The 18,464-nt window shown below is 54.6% G+C and carries 16 protein-coding genes; 8 read left to right on the top strand and 8 right to left on the bottom strand.

The features are described from left to right. Positions 1-85: 85 nt before the first annotated feature. From AC0LWE_RS02720 to AC0LWE_RS02700, 5 genes are all read left to right on the top strand, one after another. Entirely contained in the window at positions 86-1,603 is a 1,518-nt protein-coding gene (locus AC0LWE_RS02720) for a carbohydrate porin (RefSeq protein ID WP_202666756.1), read from the top strand. Positions 1,604-1,670: 67 nt separating this feature from the next. Then, positions 1,671-3,041, top strand: a complete 1,371-nt coding sequence (locus AC0LWE_RS02715; RefSeq protein ID WP_131486542.1) for a sucrose-specific PTS transporter subunit IIBC — start codon at positions 1,671-1,673, stop codon at positions 3,039-3,041. Then, positions 3,041-4,450 carry a sucrose-6-phosphate hydrolase gene (locus tag AC0LWE_RS02710; RefSeq protein WP_202666755.1) on the top strand — a complete coding sequence of 470 codons (1,410 nt, stop codon included), beginning with the start codon at positions 3,041-3,043 and terminating at the stop codon, positions 4,448-4,450. The genes AC0LWE_RS02715 and AC0LWE_RS02710 overlap by 1 nt, the downstream gene beginning before the upstream one ends. A gap of 28 nt (positions 4,451-4,478) precedes the next feature. Beyond that, complete coding sequence (locus AC0LWE_RS02705; protein ID WP_131486544.1) at positions 4,479-5,495, top strand: LacI family DNA-binding transcriptional regulator; 1,017 nt, start codon at positions 4,479-4,481, stop codon at positions 5,493-5,495. A 176-nt stretch (positions 5,496-5,671) separates the two neighbouring features. Further along, positions 5,672-5,989 (top strand): YebG family protein, encoded by a 318-nt coding sequence (locus AC0LWE_RS02700; RefSeq protein WP_202666753.1) that lies wholly within the window; start codon positions 5,672-5,674, stop codon positions 5,987-5,989. 560 nt (positions 5,990-6,549) lie between these two features. Here AC0LWE_RS02700 and AC0LWE_RS02695 read toward each other — a convergent pair. Both AC0LWE_RS02695 and AC0LWE_RS02690 read right to left on the bottom strand, forming a co-directional pair. Then, positions 6,550-6,951 carry a hypothetical protein gene (locus tag AC0LWE_RS02695; protein ID WP_219346576.1) on the bottom strand — a complete coding sequence of 134 codons (402 nt, stop codon included), beginning with the start codon at positions 6,949-6,951 and terminating at the stop codon, positions 6,550-6,552. Next, positions 6,929-7,111, bottom strand: a complete 183-nt coding sequence (locus tag AC0LWE_RS02690) for a polymorphic toxin type 44 domain-containing protein (RefSeq protein WP_219346575.1) — start codon at positions 7,109-7,111, stop codon at positions 6,929-6,931. Before AC0LWE_RS02690 ends, AC0LWE_RS02695 begins: the two co-directional genes overlap by 23 nt. Positions 7,112-7,390: 279 nt before the next feature. Between AC0LWE_RS02690 and oqxR the strand changes: the two genes are divergently transcribed. Then, positions 7,391-7,867 (top strand): efflux pump transcriptional repressor OqxR, encoded by a 477-nt coding sequence (oqxR, locus tag AC0LWE_RS02685; RefSeq protein ID WP_174341827.1) that lies wholly within the window; start codon positions 7,391-7,393, stop codon positions 7,865-7,867. Positions 7,868-7,934: 67 nt separating this feature from the next. Here oqxR and oqxB read toward each other — a convergent pair whose 3' ends face one another. Both oqxB and oqxA read right to left on the bottom strand, forming a co-directional pair. Beyond that, on the bottom strand, positions 7,935-11,087 hold the full coding sequence (oqxB, locus tag AC0LWE_RS02680; protein ID WP_219346574.1) for a multidrug efflux RND transporter permease subunit OqxB: 3,153 nt from the start codon (positions 11,085-11,087) through the stop codon (positions 7,935-7,937). Positions 11,088-11,110: 23 nt separating this feature from the next. After that, entirely contained in the window at positions 11,111-12,286 is a 1,176-nt protein-coding gene (gene oqxA / locus AC0LWE_RS02675) for a multidrug efflux RND transporter periplasmic adaptor subunit OqxA (protein WP_174341825.1), read from the bottom strand. Between the two features lie 333 nt (positions 12,287-12,619). On the opposite strand from oqxA, the gene AC0LWE_RS02670 reads away from it, so the two are divergent. Continuing rightward, positions 12,620-12,949, top strand: coding sequence for a helix-turn-helix domain-containing protein (locus tag AC0LWE_RS02670; protein WP_202666746.1), 330 nt, complete (start codon positions 12,620-12,622; stop codon positions 12,947-12,949). A gap of 147 nt (positions 12,950-13,096) precedes the next feature. Here AC0LWE_RS02670 and AC0LWE_RS02665 read toward each other — a convergent pair whose 3' ends face one another. From AC0LWE_RS02665 to budA, 3 genes are read right to left on the bottom strand one after another with little or no spacing between them, the layout of a single operon-like run. Then, entirely contained in the window at positions 13,097-13,867 is a 771-nt protein-coding gene (locus tag AC0LWE_RS02665) for a (S)-acetoin forming diacetyl reductase (RefSeq protein ID WP_219346573.1), read from the bottom strand. 20 nt (positions 13,868-13,887) lie between these two features. After that, a complete protein-coding gene (gene alsS / locus AC0LWE_RS02660; RefSeq protein ID WP_202666744.1) occupies positions 13,888-15,609 on the bottom strand; it encodes an acetolactate synthase AlsS in 1,722 nt (573 codons plus the stop codon). Next, positions 15,581-16,360 carry an acetolactate decarboxylase gene (gene budA, locus AC0LWE_RS02655; protein WP_202667336.1) on the bottom strand — a complete coding sequence of 260 codons (780 nt, stop codon included), beginning with the start codon at positions 16,358-16,360 and terminating at the stop codon, positions 15,581-15,583. Before budA ends, alsS begins: the two co-directional genes overlap by 29 nt. Before the next feature lie 105 nt (positions 16,361-16,465). On the opposite strand from budA, the gene AC0LWE_RS02650 reads away from it, so the two are divergent. Beyond that, positions 16,466-17,347 (top strand): LysR family transcriptional regulator, encoded by an 882-nt coding sequence (locus tag AC0LWE_RS02650; RefSeq protein ID WP_202666743.1) that lies wholly within the window; start codon positions 16,466-16,468, stop codon positions 17,345-17,347. 161 nt (positions 17,348-17,508) lie between these two features. Here AC0LWE_RS02650 and AC0LWE_RS02645 read toward each other — a convergent pair whose 3' ends face one another. Continuing rightward, positions 17,509-18,393 carry a LysR family transcriptional regulator gene (locus tag AC0LWE_RS02645; protein WP_202666742.1) on the bottom strand — a complete coding sequence of 295 codons (885 nt, stop codon included), beginning with the start codon at positions 18,391-18,393 and terminating at the stop codon, positions 17,509-17,511. Between the last annotated feature and the right edge of the window lie 71 nt (positions 18,394-18,464).

Genomic DNA, 18,464 nt, shown 5'->3' with positions numbered 1-18,464 from the left:
CAAAATTGAGCGGTTTAGTATCTCCAGACTAAACCGGTTTAGCAATTTAGCAACTTTTAATAACCTCTTTTAGGGATGCGACAAAATGTATAAAAAACGCAGACTTGCCGTGATGATTGGCATGCTGGCCGGAAGCGCCTCTGTCTATGCTCAGACGGACATGAACAGTATTGAACAGCGTCTTGCCGCGCTTGAACAACGGCTTCAGGAGGCCGAAGGACGCGCAACGGCGGCGGAAAAACGCGCTGCCGTTGCAGAACAAAAAACGCAACAACTCGTGGCCGTTCAACAGCAAACGCAAACCAGCACTCAGGACGTTGCGCAGCGCACCGCGGCGTTAGAGAAAAAATCAGACCTAACCAGTGGATTTGAATTTCACGGTTATGCTCGCTCAGGCTTGCTGATGAACGACGCGGCATCCAGCAGTAAAAGCGGTCCATATCTGACTCCCGCCGGTGAAACGGGCGGAGCAGTAGGACGTTTGGGTAACGAGGCGGACACCTACGTCGAGCTGAATGTCGAACACAAGCAGACGCTGGAAAGCGGGGCGACGACGCGCTTTAAGGCGATGCTCGCGGATGGTCAAAAAACCTATAACGACTGGTCAGCCGACTCCAGCGATTTGAATATCCGTCAGGCGTTTGCTGAGCTGGGTAGCTTGCCTGATTTCAGCGGGCCGCTGAAGAGCAGCACCTTCTGGGCTGGTAAGCGTTTTGACCGCGATAACTTCGATATCCACTGGCTCGATTCTGACGTGGTGTTCCTCGCCGGGACCGGCGGCGGGGTCTATGACGTCAAATGGGATGACAATTTCCGCAGCAATTTCGCCATTTACGGGCGTAACTTTGGCAGCGAAGAAGAGATCGACAACAACGTTCAAAACTACATTCTGAGTATGAATCACTTTGTGGGTCCGCTGCAGGTGATGGTGAGCGGGATGCGCGCCAAGGACAACGACGACCGTCAGGATGCCAACGGCGACCCGATCAAAACCGATGCCGCGAATAAAGGGGTTCATGCGTTGGTTGGGTTGCATAACGACAGCTTCTACGGCCTGCGTGAAGGGTCTGCCAAAACGGCAGTGCTGTACGGTCACGGCCTGGGCGCCGAAGTGAAAAGTATCGGTTCGGACGGGGCTTTGCTGTCTGACGCGGATACCTGGCGCTTTGCAAGTTACGGTGTCACGCCTCTCGGCGGCGGTTGGCATATCGCGCCAGCGCTGCTTGCGCAGAGCAGTAAAGATCGTTACGTCAAAGGCGACAGCTACGAATGGGTCACGCTCAACACGCGGCTTATCAAAGAAGTGACGCAGAACTTCGCACTCGCCTTTGAGGGCAGCTATCAATACATGGATTTGAATCCGGAAGGCTACAAGGACCGCAATGCGGTGAACGGGAGCTTCTACAAACTGACCTTCGCGCCGACGTTAAAAGCGGGCAAGATCGGCGATTTCTTCAGCCGTCCTGAATTACGGTTGTACGCAACATGGATGGACTGGAGCAGCAAACTGGATAACTACGCCAGCGATGACGCCTTTGGCAGCAGCGGTTTCAACGCAGGTGGGGAATGGAACTTTGGGGTACAGATGGAAACCTGGTTTTAACCCTTCACGCTCCCGCCTGGCGGGAGCGTCACTTACATCATAAAAATACGTTCAGTTAGAGGTGTCTATGGATTTCGATAATATTGCCCGCGCGCTGATTCCGCTGCTCGGCGGAAAAGAGAACATTGCCAGCGCGGCGCACTGTGCCACGCGTTTACGCCTGGTACTGGTTGATGATGCGCTGGCCGACCAGCAGGCGATCGGTAAGGTTGAAGGGGTCAAAGGGTGTTTTCGCAACGCGGGGCAAATGCAGATTATTTTTGGCACCGGCGTGGTCAATAAAGTCTACGCGGCTTTCATACAGGCCACGGGCATAGGCGAATCCACAAAATCTGAAGCCGCCGACATCGCGGCGCGTAAGCTGAATCCGTTCCAGCGTATCGCACGTCTGCTGTCGAATATTTTCGTGCCGATCATTCCTGCTATCGTCGCATCGGGTCTGTTGATGGGCTTGCTGGGGATGGTAAAAACCTACGGTTGGGTGAATGCCGATAATGCGATCTACATCATGCTGGACATGTGCAGTTCGGCGGCGTTTATCATTTTACCGATCCTGATTGGTTTTACCGCCGCGCGTGAATTTGGCGGTAACCCGTATTTGGGCGCAACGCTTGGCGGTATTCTGACGCATCCGGCGTTGACCAATGCCTGGGGTGTGGCGTCGGGTTTTCATACCATGGACTTTTTTGGCCTCGAGATTGCCATGATCGGTTATCAGGGCACGGTATTCCCGGTGCTATTAGCCGTGTGGTTTATGAGCCATGTCGAAAAACAGCTGCGCCGCGTGATCCCGGACGCACTGGATTTAATCCTCACGCCGTTTTTCACCGTCATTATTTCCGGCTTTATTGCATTGCTGATTATTGGTCCGGCGGGGCGCGCACTGGGTGACGGTATCTCGTTCGTACTGAGCACGCTGATTGAACATGCCGGTTGGCTGGCAGGGCTGTTATTTGGTGGTCTGTACTCGGTGATTGTCATCACCGGCATCCACCACAGTTTCCACGCTATCGAAGCGGGATTGCTTGGCAATCCGTCGATTGGCGTTAATTTCCTGCTGCCGATTTGGGCGATGGCGAACGTGGCGCAAGGCGGGGCGTGTCTGGCGGTGTGGTTTAAAACCAAGGACGCGAAGATTAAAGCGATTACCTTACCGTCCGCATTTTCTGCCATGCTGGGGATCACCGAGGCAGCCATCTTCGGGATTAACCTTCGCTTTGTGAAGCCGTTTATTGCCGCATTAATTGGTGGTGCAGCGGGCGGTGCGTGGGTGGTTTCGGTACATGTTTATATGACGGCCGTAGGCCTGACGGCTATTCCAGGCATGGCTATCGTGCAGGCGAACTCGCTGCTGAACTACATCATCGGTATGGTCATTGCCTTTGGCGTCGCCTTTGCGCTGTCTTTACTGCTGAAATACAAAACGGACTCTGAATAATGACGATTCCTTCTCGCTGGCCTGCGGTACTGCAGGCCGTCATGAAAGGCCAACCGCAGGCGTTAACTGACGATCATTATCCTCACTGGCATCTCGCGCCGGTAACGGGATTGATGAACGACCCCAACGGTTTTATCTGGTTTGCCGGACGTTACCATCTGTTCTATCAGTGGAACCCGCTGGGCTGCGATCATCGTTATAAATGCTGGGGTCACTGGAGTTCTGCTGATTTAGTGCAATGGCAGCATGAACCGATGGCGCTGATGCCGGATGAAGAATACGACCGTAACGGCTGCTACTCCGGTAGCGCCGTGGATAATCAGGGCGTTTTGACGTTGTGCTACACCGGCAACGTCAAATTTGATGACGGCAGTCGCACCGCATGGCAATGCCTGGCAGTGCAAAATGAAGCCGGTGGTTTCGATAAATTGGGTCCAGTATTGCCGCTGCCGGAAGGCTATACCGGCCATGTACGCGATCCAAAAGTATGGCAGCACGAGGGCAAATGGTACATGGTGCTGGGCGCGCAGGATGTACAAAAGCGCGGCAAAGTTCTGCTGTATCAGTCTGCTGATTTGCACAGCTGGCAGCCCTGCGGCGAAATCGCAGGCCACGGGGTGAACGGCCTGGCTGATGCCGGTTATATGTGGGAGTGCCCGGACTTATTCGAGTTGGACGGTACCCACGTATTGATCTGCTGCCCGCAGGGGCTAGCGCGCGAGCCGCATCGCTATCGCAATACCTATCCCTCCACCTGGATGAGCGGTGATTTTCACTATGACGATGCAAAGTTTGGCCATGGCGCGCTGCACGAACTGGATGCCGGGTTTGAATTTTATGCACCGCAAACGACATTAGCGGCAGATGGCCGTCGGATCCTGATTGGCTGGATGGGCGTCCCGGATGGTGAAGAAATGCTACAGCCAACCCTCGAACACGGCTGGGTCCATCAGATGACGTGTCCGCGCGAGCTGCATTTTCGCGATGGGACGCTGTGGCAAACACCGATTCGGGAACTGCAACAGCTTCGCGAGGAAGAACAAAACTGGCAGGGAAGCGCAGACACAGCCCCCGTGCTGGACGCCGGGCGTCTTGAGTTCGAGCTTAAAACGGACGCACCGGTAAAAGTGAATTTCGCCAACACGCTGTGGCTCACCCTGGACGAAAAGGGGATTAGGCTGGAACGAAAAAGCCTTCAACATGATGAAATATTGACACGTTACTGGGATGGAAAGGTCACCTCTCTGCGCGTTTTATGCGACAGCTCCAGCGTCGAAATTTTCATTAATGAAGGCGAGGGCGTCATGAGCAGCCGCTATTTCCCGGGAAATCCAGCGCAAGTACGCTTCGAAGGTGCGTCTGCCATCACATTACGCTACTGGTCGCTTCGCGCTAGCATGATAGAATAAGGGTTTTGGCAGCCGGGTCTAAGTCGTTGTGAGAAAAACAAAACGCATCACCATCAAAGACGTAGCGGAACTGGCGGGCGTATCGAAAGCGACCGCCAGTCTGGTTTTGAATGGTCGCAGCAAAGAATTACGTGTCGCGGAAGAAACCCGCGATCGCGTGCTTGCCATTGCAAAACAGCATCATTATCAGCCCAGTATTCATGCGCGATCGCTGCGGGATAATCGTAGCCATACCATTGGACTGGTGGTGCCGGAAATCACCAACTACGGCTTTGCTGATTTTTCTCATGAGCTTGAGACGCTGTGCCGCGAAGCCGGCGTCCAGTTGCTTATCTCCTGTACGGATGAAAACCCGGGGCAAGAAACCGTGGTGGTCAACAATATGGTTTCCCGCCAGGTCGATGGCCTGATTGTGGCCTCGAGCATGTTGAATGATACCGACTACCAAAAGCTCAGTGAACAGCTGCCAATCGTGCTGTTTGACCGGCATATGAATGACAGCTCATTACCGCAGGTGATTACCGACTCCATCACTCCGACCCGTGAACTCGTCGCCGACATCGCCCGGCAGCATCCCGATGAAATCTATTTTCTCGGTGGGCAGCCGCGGCTTTCGCCCACCCGAGATCGTTTAGAAGGATTTAAACAGGGCTTAGCTCAGGCTGGTGTCACATTGCGCCCGGAATGGATCATTCACGGAAACTATCATCCAAGTTCCGGCTATGAGATGTTTGCCGCGCTGTGCGCGCAGTTGGGTCGTCCACCGAAGGCTGTTTTCACGGCCGCCTGTGGATTACTCGAAGGGGTTTTGCGCTATATGGGCCAGCACAATCTGTTGCAAAGCGATATGCGACTGGCAAGTTTTGACGATCACTATCTTTACGATTCTCTGGCCATCTCGATTGACACAATACGTCAGGATAATCGCCAACTGGCGTGGCATTGCTTTGATTTAATAGGCAAGTTGATTGAAGGGGAAACGCCTGATCCGCTTCAACGCAAACTCGATGCAACGCTCCAGCGGCGGTATAAAACGGCAGGATGATCCTGCTGTTCATCGCACCGTAGTTTATAGCGGACATCAGTAGAGTAGGGAACAGCTACACCACCCATTTGACGCTCTTTCACTCATCCGAATAGCGACCAATCTCAATATTTTTCCGATAGCGTTACGAAAGAATTCATTTATACTGTATGTAAACACAGTGACTGGAGTACATAATGGCTGTTGAAACAAAATATGTTGTCGTAAGAAAAGGTGAAGAGAAAATGACATTTGCCAGTAAGAAAGAGGCTGACGCTCACGACAAACTGCTCGACATGGCAGAAGCATTTACAGACTGGCTGTTGCAAAGCGGAATGCAGATGGATGAAACGCAGGCAGAGAATCTTGGGCTCTATTTTGCTGAGCAGAAAGACGCTGTGCAGCATATTCTGCGTACCAGCAAGCTTCCTGAGATCGATGCCGCAACGTCAGAAGATAAAACTGAGTCAGACGTGGATGGCAGTAAAAAAATCAGAGCAGTTAAAGCGGCCTGATTGCCAGAACACAATGTCACCGATCCTTTCGCCGTAAGCGAGAAATCGCTCACGGCTTATCAGTTTTTTGAGCCAGTAAAAGTCATAACTCTCTATATCCGCGTGCCAGCGTGGCGCCAAAATCCATACAGCGTTCCAAAACCACTGGGGAATTTTTCCAATGAAGTCGTGGCGGGAAATCCAACAATGATATGGCCAGCGTGATGGTATCAGCAGTTAAGAAGGTGCTTTCAGAGGCCATCAACAACCAGGCCAAGGATGCCCATAAAACGCCGGATTCTGTCTAATACCACATTGGTGCGCATAATGTATATTATGTTAAATCACTCTTAAGTGTACAAATTCAGGCGGCACGACGCGTTGTTGCAAGGCTCTGACTTCTTGCCCACTTCTCAAACCGGATTATATTTCAGCTACAAATATCACATTAAGGCGAGCGCCCCTGCCCCTTTTCGCGTGCGTTTCGTTTGCTATGGGCATAAAAAACCCGGCGCGGTTGCCGGGTTGAGAACGTCTGTTGTACAACTCTATTGACTGCCGTTAGTGCACGCCATTTGCAGTCATGCTGAGATGGCCACACCATCACAATAAAACAGGTCGGCGTTTGTGAACGAATAAACTCGCCCGGTAATGTTGATAGTGATATGCGTGCCATAGCCTGTAGCTTGGGCATTACCCACATCAGCGACTAGAAACGCCGCGCGTTCTTTCAAGTGTGACAAGATGTCACCGTCTAACTTGCCATCAAGATAATATCGGTAGACATCTGACACAGTTGCGCCGCCGCCTTTGTACTTCGTGACGTAAAGATAAACACCATCCGTCACCTTCTGACTTGCGTAAAGGTCATCATCCGGCGTGCGCTGTGTGTAGTGTTGGTATGCGATGAAGGCAACCACCATCAGCAACAGCACGGTGGTAAGCATGCGATGCAGCCACTTAATAGCTATGCTGTTTGGCATAATCTATTCCTTGTTTAATCCAGAATTGGTCACGCGGGTCATCGCCATAAGGCGGCTTCCCGTGCCATGCGCCCCACTGCGGGTTAGACGTTCCCGCCCGAATCTGTGCAAACCCTGCGCCTTTAATGACATGCGTCATTTTGAGTGTTGATTTTGTCATCGGTGCTCAAAACACCATGACATCGAAAGCGGCCTTCACCCCCCGACAGCGTAATTTTGGCACCTAAAAAGACGCTTTGTCTTTACTGGTTTCAAAGGCGCAAGGAAAGTCCGCTCATGAACGGTGGAAATAAAGCACGACTGGCATTCTCGTTTTACGGGCCAGGTCAAGCATTGTCTGCTACAAAAAAATTGCCGTATTTGTTATATTGTTACTTACTGATTATTCACCTCTGCGGTGCCAAAAAGAACAAGATTCACCGCAACCCAGGACAATGAAATGTTAGATTACCGCTTCCCGACAGCTTTGCAGATGGTTCTCAGCGTAGCGATGGCGGAGCAATCGGGTGAACGTTCGACGAGTGCGATTCTGGCCTACGGACTGGAAGCAAACCCGAGCTTTATCCGCAAGTTAATGGTTCCGCTCACGCGTGACGGCATTATCGTCTCAACCCTTGGCCGCAACGGGTCTATTCATCTTGGTCGCCCGGCCGAAAATATCACCCTGCGCGATATCTATGTTTCTGTCATAGAAGATAAAAAGCTGTGGGCGTCGCGTCCTGACGTACCGGCTCGCTGCGTCGTCAGCGCCAACGCGTGCTGGTACTTCAAATCTATCGCCGATGAAGCAGAACAGGCGTCGCTAGCGGTTTTGGCTCAGCATACCGTGGCAAGCGCGCTGGAAAAGGTCAAAAAAGCGGATACCAGCGGATGCGATCCGGTGCCTGAAATGGATAATTTGCATAAAAAAGCGTAGTCATGACCTTTCAGACACGAAAAAAACCGCCTAAACGAGAAGGCGGTTTTTTTGTGCCCTGCAAAACTTACGCAGGTAAAACGTCTTTGACCGGTTTGTCGCGCGTAACGAATTTACGCAGCGCAACGTAAAACACCGGCGTCAGGAACAGACCAAACAGCGTCACGCCCAGCATCCCGGAGAAGACCGTGATCCCGGTGACGCCGCGCACTTCTGCACCCGCGCCGTGGCCGAGGATCAGCGGAATTGTCCCGGCAATAAAGGCGATGGAGGTCATCACAATCGGGCGTAAACGCAGGCGGCAAGCTTCCAGCGCCGCTTCCATGATCCCTTTGCCCTGGATCTCCAGCTCGCGAGCAAACTCAACAATCAGAATCGCGTTTTTACATGCCAGCCCCATGAGTACGACCAGCCCCACCTGCACGAAAACGTTGTTATCGCCACCGGTCAGCCAGACGCCAAACAGTGCGGACAGCATCGTCACCGGGACAATCAGGATCACCGCCAGCGGCAGCGTCCAGCTTTCATATAGCGCGGCCAGCACCAGGAAGGCCAGCAGCACCGCGACCGGGAAGACGATCAGCGCCGTATTGCCTTGTGTGGCCTGCTGGAAGCTCAGATCCGTCCATTCAATATTCATCCCGTTCGGCAGAATTTGCTTAGACATCCCGTCCAGTTGCGCCATCGCCTGCGCGGAAGAGAGAATGCGCGGATCGGCATCGCCAATCAGATCCGCCGCCGGATAACCGTTGTAGCGAATTACCGGGTCCGGCCCGTAGGTGGTGCTGATATTCACCATACTGCCGATCGGCACCATTTCGCCCTGATTATTGCGGGTGCGCAAATTAGCAATATCTTCCACGCTGTCGCGGAACGGCCCGTCGGCCTGTGCCATCACGCGCCAGGTACGCCCAAACTGGTTAAAATCGTTCACATAAGACGATCCCAGATAAGTTTGCAGCGTACCGAAAAGGTCGGTCAGCGACACGCCCTGCGCTTTCGCCTTATCACGATCGACCTGCACATCCAGCTGCGGAACGTTAGCCTGGTAGGTTGAGATAGGGAAATGCATCCCCGGCGTCTGCATAATCGCACCAGACATCGTGTTCACCGCATTCTGCAATGCGCCATAACCCAAACCACCGCGATCCTGGATGTACAGCGAATAGCCCGACCCCTGCCCCAGCCCTAAAATCGGCGGCGGCAAAATGGAGAAGCCAAAGCCCTGCTGGATTTGCGCGATTTTTGCATTGATCTCAGCGTTAATTTCCGCCGCAGAGTGTTTACGCTGGTCGAACGGTTTCAGGCCAAAGAAGACCGTCCCGGTATTCGGCGTATTGGTGAACTGCAGCGCATTCAGCCCAGGAAACGCGACCGCATAATCCACGCCTTCGGTACTCATCCCGATTTCGCTCATTTTGCGGATCACTGCATCGGTGCGGGCCAGCGAAGAGCCTTCCGGCATTTTCACGCCGCCAATTAAATACAGCTTATCCTGGGTTGGTATAAACCCGCCCGGTACCGCTTTAAACATGACGCCCGCCGCACAGAGCAGCAGCACATAAACGACAAACACCGCGCCGCGTCGTCCGAGCGTTTTGCCAACCAGCCCCTGATAACCGTTCGAGCTACGCTGGAAAAAGCGGTTAAACGGACGGAACAGCCAACCGAACAGACGATCGATAATCCGGGTCGGGAAGTCTTTAGGTGCGCCGTGCGGTTTTAACAGCAGAGCCGCCAGCGCCGGCGAGAGAGTCAGCGAGTTGATGGCGGAGATCACCGTCGAAATCGCGATCGTCACCGCAAACTGTTTGTAGAACTGGCCGGTTACCCCAGAGAGAAATGCCATCGGGACAAACACCGCACACAGCACCAGCGCAATCGCGATAATCGGTCCGGACACTTCACGCATCGCCTGATGCGCTGCCTGAAGCGGAGAAAGCCCCTCTTCGATATTTCGTTCAACGTTTTCCACCACCACGATGGCATCATCCACGACTATACCGATAGCCAGTACCAGCCCGAACAAACTCAGGGTATTGAGCGAAAAGCCAAGCAGATAGAGAATGCTGAACGTTCCCACGATCGATACCGGCACCGCGATCAGCGGAATAATTGACGCGCGCCAGGTCTGCAGGAACAGAATCACCACCAGTACAACCAGCGCTACCGCTTCCAGCAGGGTTTGCACGACCGCATGAATGGAGTCGCGTACGAAAACCGTCGGGTCGTACGGCGCCGCCCACTTCATATCATCCGGAAAACGCGTGGCCAGTTCGTCCATTTTTGCCCGAACGGCGTTAGACAAATCGATGGCGTTCGCGCCCGGGGACTGGAAGATACCAATCCCGACCGCGTCTTTATTGTTGAGCTGAGAACGCAGCGCATAACTGCCAGAACCCATTTCAATCCGCGCCACATCGCGCAGGCGTACCAGCGAGCCGTCTTGTGCCGTTTTCAGAATAATATTGCCAAACTCTTCTTCTGTGTGCAGACGCCCCTGGGCATTAATGGAGATCAGGAAATCGCTCTCTTTCGGCAGCGGCTCAGCGCCAAGCTGCCCGGCGGAAACCTGTACGTTTTGCTCCTGCATCGCCGTCACCACATCGGAGGCCGTCAGCCCGCGCGCCGCGACTTTAGCGGGATCAAGCCAGATGCGCATCGCGTATTCGCCGGAGCCAAAAATCTGAATCTGACCCACGCCAGGCAGACGCGCCAGCTCATCCTTCACTTTTAGCGTGGCGTAGTTACGCATATACAGTGAATCGTACTTACCGCCCGGCGAAAACAGATGCACTACCAGCGTCAGGGTTGGTGATTGTTTCTGGGTGGTAATGCCCAGACGCCGTACATCTTCCGGTAGACGCGCTTCGGCCTGTGAGACGCGGTTTTGCACCTGAACCTGCGCCTGATCCGGATCGGTCCCCGGGCGGAACGTCACGGTGGTCACCAGTACGCCGTCAGAGCCTGCAACGGATTTCATGTACATCATATTTTCAACGCCGTTGATGGCTTCTTCCAGCGGCGTGGCCACGGTTTCAGCAATCACTTTCGGGTTGGCACCCGGATACTCCGCGCGCACCTGCACGCTTGGCGGTACGACGTCAGGATATTCGCTGACCGGCAAAAGCGGGATAGCGATTAATCCTGTGATGAAAATCAGAATCGACAGCACTGCGGCAAAAATCGGCCTGTCGATAAAAAAGCGGGAAAAGTCCATGTGTCGGATTCTCGGGTAAGGGATCAGTTAAGCGTGGCGCTGGCGGTCATAGGAACGGTTTTTGCGTTAACCGGCATACCCGGCATAAACACTTTTTGTAACCCGTCGACGATGACTTTATCGCCCGGGTTCAGCCCCTGCTGCACGATACGTAAACCGGCGGCCAGACGTCCCTGTGTGATATCGCGGCGCTGCGCTTTACCTTCTTTATCAACGATATAAACGTATTTACGATCCTGATCGGTCAGCACCGCTTTGTCGTCGATAAGCGTGGCGTTGAATTCAGCGCTGCCCGGCAGGCGTACGCGGGCAAACAGCCCCGGCGTGAACTGACGCTGTGCGTTATCCAGCAGCGCGCGCATACGGATGGTGCCGGTACTCGGCGTTAACTGATTATCAAGAAAATCCACTTTGCCCTGATGGGGATAGCCTTCTTCGTCAACCAGGCCAATTTCTACCGGGAGCGCGAGATGATTGCTGGACGCGCCCTGCCCGCTGCGGGCGAGGTTTTGATAGTGCAAATACGTCGCTTCATCCACGTCAAAGTAGACGTAAACCGTCTTCAGGGAGACCAGCGTGGTGAGAACGCTGGCACTGTCACCCGCAGTGACCAGATTACCGCTGGTGATCAATGCCCGGCTGGCACGACCCTCTATAGGCGCGGTCACTTTAGTGAAATCCAGGTTAAGTTGCGCGGCGTCAACTGCCGCCTGCGCGGCGCGAATGTCGGCCTGCGCCTGGGTAGCGGCCGAACGGCGTTGCTCCCACTCTTCACGCGAAACGACGTTGGTATTGACGAGTTTATCGGTACGGTTAGCCTCACTTCGCGCCAGGCTGGCCTGCGTTTTGGCTCTCGCCAACGAGGCCTGCGCCTGCTCGAGCGCGGCGCGGTAGGTTCTGTCATCGATAGTGAACAGTACCTCGCCCTTTTTCACTTCCTGACCGTCGGTGTAATTCACTTTATCGATGTAGCCGGAGACGCGAGGTCGTAGCTGAACGCTTTCCACCGCTTCAATTCTGCCGTTAAAGCTATCCCACTGACTGATGGATTTCACTACCACGTCAGCGGCGCTCACCGCGGGCGCTTGTGGGACGGCGTTTTGTGCAACACCGTCATCGCATCCGACAAGCAGCACGGAGAGGAACATCGCTCCCAGTGCAGTCAGATGAACGTTAACCCAGGTTTTTTGCAGGCTCATTATTTTTATTCCGGTTATGGTAGCCGCCGAACAAGACGCAGCGGGAGACGCCGCGCCACTTCCTTTGTCCGAACTGGCTTGAGGCTATTTGTGTCGTTCATCGCCACAAAACTGTAACAGTTGCGAATACACTATCGCGGCGATTGTAGGAAGGCGCTAAATTAAGTGCAAGAATAATTGATACACTTTATGTGCTATTTGAGTCAGGGACAAAAGGCGCGTTTTCGGCAAGGAATTAAGTGCAACAATAAAACTTGCATTTAATGCAAGTGCGCGTCATCTTTAAATGCAACAGACAAAGATGCTTTTTAAGACGCGGCGTGGGAGAACACCATGAACACTGACGCATTTATTCACGATCTGCTCGACTGGATCGATAACAACCTTGAAAACCGCCTGGACATTAACACCGTTTCCCGGCGTGCCGGCTACTCGAAATGGCACCTCCAGCGGATGTTCAAGGAACATACGGGTTATCCACTCGGCGAGTATATTCGTGCGCAAAAGCTGCAAAAATCAGTTGAACGCTTAACCCAGAGCGATGAACCGATTCTGAACGTGGCGATCGCGTTGGGATTTGACTCCCAGCAGTCCTTCAACCGCAGCTTTAAGCGTCAGTATGGTCAGGCGCCCGGCGCATGGCGGCGCAGTACCCTCTCGTAACGCTGAGTAATGTGACTGCGCAAGGCGATTTGGCATGTCCGGAAATATAAAAGAGCCCATCGATGTATGGGCTCTTTCTCTTAAGTCTCGTTGATTGTGTCCCACTTTTGGCGTCAGAACAAAATGCGTGTCAGCGCTGAGGCGTATTTAGTTGAAGACCATCCCCCCATCAATCAGCAGCGACTGACCGGTCATATAGTCGGAATCGGGTCCTGCGAGGTAAGAGACGCAGGCGGCCACATCTTCCGGTTCGGACAATCTGCCAAGCGTAATGCGTTTGGCAAAGGTTTCGGTGCCGTAGCCGAGCGGTTTACCTGCCGCCTCGGACACCTGACGGTCGATTTCCGCCCACATCGGCGTTTTGACGATACCCGGGCAATACGCGTTAACGGTGATCCCCTGCGGGGCGAGATCGCGTGCAGCGGTCTGGGTTAATCCACGTACCGCGAACTTGCTGGAGCTGTACACCGCCAGTTCCGGGTTGCCGGTATGGCCCGCCTGGGAACAGGCGTTGATGATTTTGCCGCCGTGGCCCTCTTTACGAAACGCGTCAATCGCAGCCTGAATACCCCAGATCACCCCTTTCACGTTGATGTTGTAAACTTTATCGACAATTTCCGGCGTGATCGACTCAATGAGCGTTGAAGGCGCGATCCCGGCGTTGTTGACAATCACGTTGAAACCGCCCAGCGCGGTGCGGGCTTTTTCAACCGCCGCGAACACCTGCTCGCGGTTGGACACATCCACCTTCACGGCGACGGCTTTCCCCCCCTTACGGGTGATCTCATCGGCAACGGCTTTCGCCGTCTCTTCGTTGTAATCTGCAATGGCGACAGCAAAGCCATCTTTTACCAGGCGAAGCGCAATCGCTTTACCAATCCCCTGGCCTGAGCCAGTGACGAGAGCAACTTTTTGCATTTTTCTGTCCTTATAGTGATTCACAAAATTTGGCTGAGATGGAGCTGACCCATCAGCAGCGGGTTATCGCTATAGTCGACGGGAATGGCGACCACGGCCGGACCCTCGACGTCCATTGCCGCACGCAGCGTAGGCTCCAGCGCATCCGCGCTCTCGACGGCAAAGCCTTTCGCGCCAAAGGCATCGGCATAGGCTTTGAAATCGACCGGCCCGAATTCCACGCCGGAAAGACGCTGGTATTTTTTCTCCTCCTGGATCGCCACCATGTTGTAGGCGTTATCCACCCAGATGATGTGCAGCACGTTAGCCTTGAGACGCACGGCGGTTTCCAGCTCCATGCTGGACTGCAGAAAACCGCCATCGCCGGAGACCGAGACTACCTTGCGGCCCGGATTGACCAGCCACGCGCCAATCGCCCACGGCAGCGCAACGCCCATGGTCTGCTGACCGTTTGAAATCATCACCTGACGTGCGCGGAAGCTGTAGAGATAGCGGGCAATCCAGATGTGGAAGCTGCCCATATCAACGGTGAGCGTGACGTCGCTATTAACGATGTCCTGCATGGCGCGCACGATACGCAGCGGATGCAAGGCAAACTGGTTAAGCGAGGCCCCACGGCGGTCGAGCAGATCCCGCTGATGCTGACGATCGACCAGAATTTCTGACGCGCGGATGCTGAGCTCCAGCTTGTGTGCGATCCGGCTGGCGAGCAGATTCAGCGTTTCGGCAATATCCCCCACCAGTTCGAGGTCAGGCACATAGTTACGTTCTTCATAGGCAGGCAGCACGTCAATGTGTACCAGCGTGGCGTTGCCGCTGTTCCACATCGACGGTTCGTATTCCACCGGGCTGTAACCAATGCAGATAATCAGGTCAGCCAGATGCAGCAGCCGGTCACCCGCCTGGTTGTTAAACAGGCCAACGCGTCCGGCAAAGCGAGTGAAATGCGCCTGGTTGACGGCCCCTGCGGCCTGATAGGTGCTGGTGACCGGTATGCGGCTTTTTTCCAGCAGCTTGTGCAGCGCGTCACTGTTGGCAGGCTGGCTGGCCATCAGACCCAGAAGAATGACCGGATTTTTAGCGTTGTCGATAAGCGTCGCCAGGTCGTTGATAGCCGATTCCGGTGCGGGTCCCATCAGTGCTGCGGTGCTGGCGGGCAAAATCGCCCCGGTGACAGGCTGGTCGACAATATCCTGTGGCAGGCTGACAAACGCGCCACCCGGTCTGCCCTGCTCAGCGGCACGGAAAGCGTTCGATACCACTTCCGCAATCGCGTCCGGTGAGTTGACCTCCACAGCATATTTTGTCACCGGGCTGAACATGGCGACCGTGTCCATGCTCTGATGCACAAGCTTCGCTTTATCTGCCCGCTTCACGGCCCCCCCCAGCGCGACCACCGGGTCACCCTCGCTGTTGGCGGTAGCAATACCGGTGATCAAATTCGAACAGCCCGGCCCGGAGGTGACGAGGGCAACCCCCGCTTTGCCGGTCAGCCGCCCTACTGCCGCCGCCATAAACGCCGCGTTTGCTTCGTGACGCACGGGAATAATCTCGATAGAAGAGTCCAGAAGAGAGTCAAAAACCTTGTCGATTTTCGCGCCCGGGATACCGAAAACCTGCTTCACGCCCTGCGCTTCCAGCTGGCCGACGACCATATCCGCGCCATGCGCCCACTGACGTGCCTGTTTATCACTGTTCACGGTGGTTCTCCTGTTAGTTTTCGACGGAACGGATCGCTGCATCAAGATTGCTGGGGTGAAGGTTGGCCTGTAAAAACGCGCTGTCAGCAGGCAGGTCAATCATCAGCTTGTGAATTTCACCAAACGTTAGCACCCCGTTTTCCAGCTGATAGTCGAGCAGATGGCCGCCGCCGTGTCGGTCGTCGGTAATGAAATGTTCGTGATAGCCCGCCACGTTAATGCCTTGCATATGCTGAGGCGTGCGGAACCCGACCAGCACCCCTTTGCGCTGGTTAAAGCGAAACACGGGCTGGTCGTCCAGCACGTCGGTCATCGCGCGGTAAGGCGGAGTTTGACGGGGAACGGTCCGGGTGTGAGCGTGACGGAAATGACCGTCGATGCGTAACGCGCAGAACAGGTTATCGGAGGGGATTTGCTGGTCGATCGCGTCGTGTACCTGCTGACGGCTGACCGCACTGTCAAAGGTTTTGCGGTGTTGCGGTTGGAACCAGGTCATCACCGCGAATGGCGTTTTTTGCTCCGGCTTCGCGGCACGGGCGCTGCCGTCCGCACGCAGCTGATACACCTGGCTGCTGAACGCAATCATTTCGCCGTCCAGCTCGTTAAACGTCCCCAGACCAAAATCGCCATGCGCAAGCAGATCGGCGATGGTGGTCTCCCCTTCATACACGCCGCTTAGCAGCGCGCTCATTAGCGATGTTTGATAAATCACGCTGTCAGGATGCTGGGCAGAAAATCCACGCAGGGTCTCGCACAAACTGGCCTCACAGTCGCATGCAGATGAATGCACCATCATGCTCGTCCTCTTCAACTTTATTTATAAAGGTTAAATAAATGTTGACCCGATTCAGCGTAGAGTTCCAATATAGAATCCATGCTGGTTTGAGACGTTTTAGATATGGAACTTCGTTATCTGCGGTATTTTGTCGCGGTTGCACGCGAGCGGCACTTCACCAAAGCGGCTAAAGCGCTGGGTATTTCACAGCCTCCTCTGAGTCAGCAAATAAAACGGCTTGAGGAAGAAGTGGGCACGCCGCTGTTCAGACGCCTGACGCGGGGCGTGGAATTGACCGAAGCAGGAGAAGCCTTCTATGAGGATGCCTGCCAGATCCTGGCGATGAGCGATGCCGCGCTGGAGAAAGCCCGGGGCATTGCGCGCGGGCTGAATGGTAGCCTGTCGATAGGGATCACCAGTTCAGACGCTTTCCATCCCAAAATCTTTGCGCTTATTCGCCAGTTTCAGGTACAGAATATGGCGGTGAGAGTACATCAGGTGGAGGCCAATATGTCGTCGCTGATGACGATGCTGACGGAGGGTGAACTGGACATCGCCTTTGTGCGACTGCCCTGCGAGAGCAGCAAGACGTTTGACCTGAAAATTCTTGATCGCGAGCCGATGGTGGTAGCGTTGCATAGCAGCCATCCTCTTGCGCAAAGTGATGCTCTGAGATTAGAGCAGCTTCGGGATACACCAGTGATTCTGTTCCCGCAGGAGGTTGCGCCGGGGCTGTACGATCGCGTTTACGGCTGTTGCGAACGGGCGGGAATTGATATGCAGCACACGCAGCAATCCTCGCAGCTATCGTCTTCTCTGAGTATGGTGGCCGCAGGGGCTGGGTTCGCCCTGGTGCCGCAGTCAATGGCGGCTATATCTCCGCCGAGTGTCACTTATCATTCGTTGATCTCCCCGGCGCTCAGTACCGATATCGCACTCTGCTGGCGGCGTTTTGAACGTTCGCGGACGGTGAAACGGTTTTTGAAAATCTTCAGTGAGGAGTAAAACCAGAGCGATAATGCCCTGAGGCGCTGCGGGCTCTTTCGAGCCCAGGTGGCTTCATGCATAAGATACCCCTAGGGGCTGGCGCTTCTGGTACAAAAAGAATGGGGATCAAATAGCGGCACGTTAATGCACCAGGGCACATTTCGGATCGGCGACGCCCCTCACATCCTCACATGATCAATAAAAGCTCTCAGGCGCGGCGGCATATGCTTTCTGCTGGAAAAGTAGAGATAAAAGCCCGGGAACGTCGGCAGCCATTCATCTAATAACGTCACCAGCTCACCCCGCGCGATATACGGCGCGTAGGTCTCTTCCATACCAAAGCTGATCCCGCCCCCGGCGCACACGGTACGGATCATGACCCCCATATCGTTGGTGGTCAGTTGGGGTTTAACGTCCACGTCAAATTCGCGGCCCTGCTCGGCAAACTCCCAGCGATACGGCGACACGCCGGGGGATTTTCGCCAGCCGATACAGCGATGCTGAAGCAAATCCTGCGGATGCGTCGGAACGCCGTATTGCGCAAGATAGGCCGGTGATGCGACGGCGATTTGCCGCTGCAGGGTGGACACCGGCACCGCGATCATATCTTTCGCGATGACCTCTCCCAGCTGCACACCGGCATCAAACCCCTGCTCCACAATGTCGAACGCCTCGTCGGTGATGGTAATGTCCAGCTCAACATGCGGGTACGCCGCGATAAAGGACGCCAGCATTCTGCCGTCAATAATGCGTTCGGCAATGGATGAAATCGCCAGACGCAGCTGACCGCGCGGCTCCGCCAGTTGATCGGCAATATCGGTGACTGCACCGTTAAGCTGTTCCATCGCAGGGGCTATCTCGGCATACAGCCGTTTCCCCGCCTCGGTGAGGTTGATACTGCGCGTGGTGCGATGCATCAGGGTGGTGTTCAGACGGTCTTCCAGCCGCCGCAACGTCTGGCTGATCGCCGGACGCGTCACGCCCAGCCGCTCCGCCGCAAGGCGAAAATTACGTGTCTGCGCCACCATCACGAACACTTCAAGCGCGTTTTTATCTATTGTCATTGGTTAGCTACTGTTACCAGTTTGGTAAGAAATGAGCGGATTATCTTTATAGTACGTCGAGCGTAAGATCA

This window comes from Lelliottia sp. RD5, from assembly GCF_056032945.1.
This window is presented reverse-complemented; position numbering and strand designations above follow the sequence as displayed.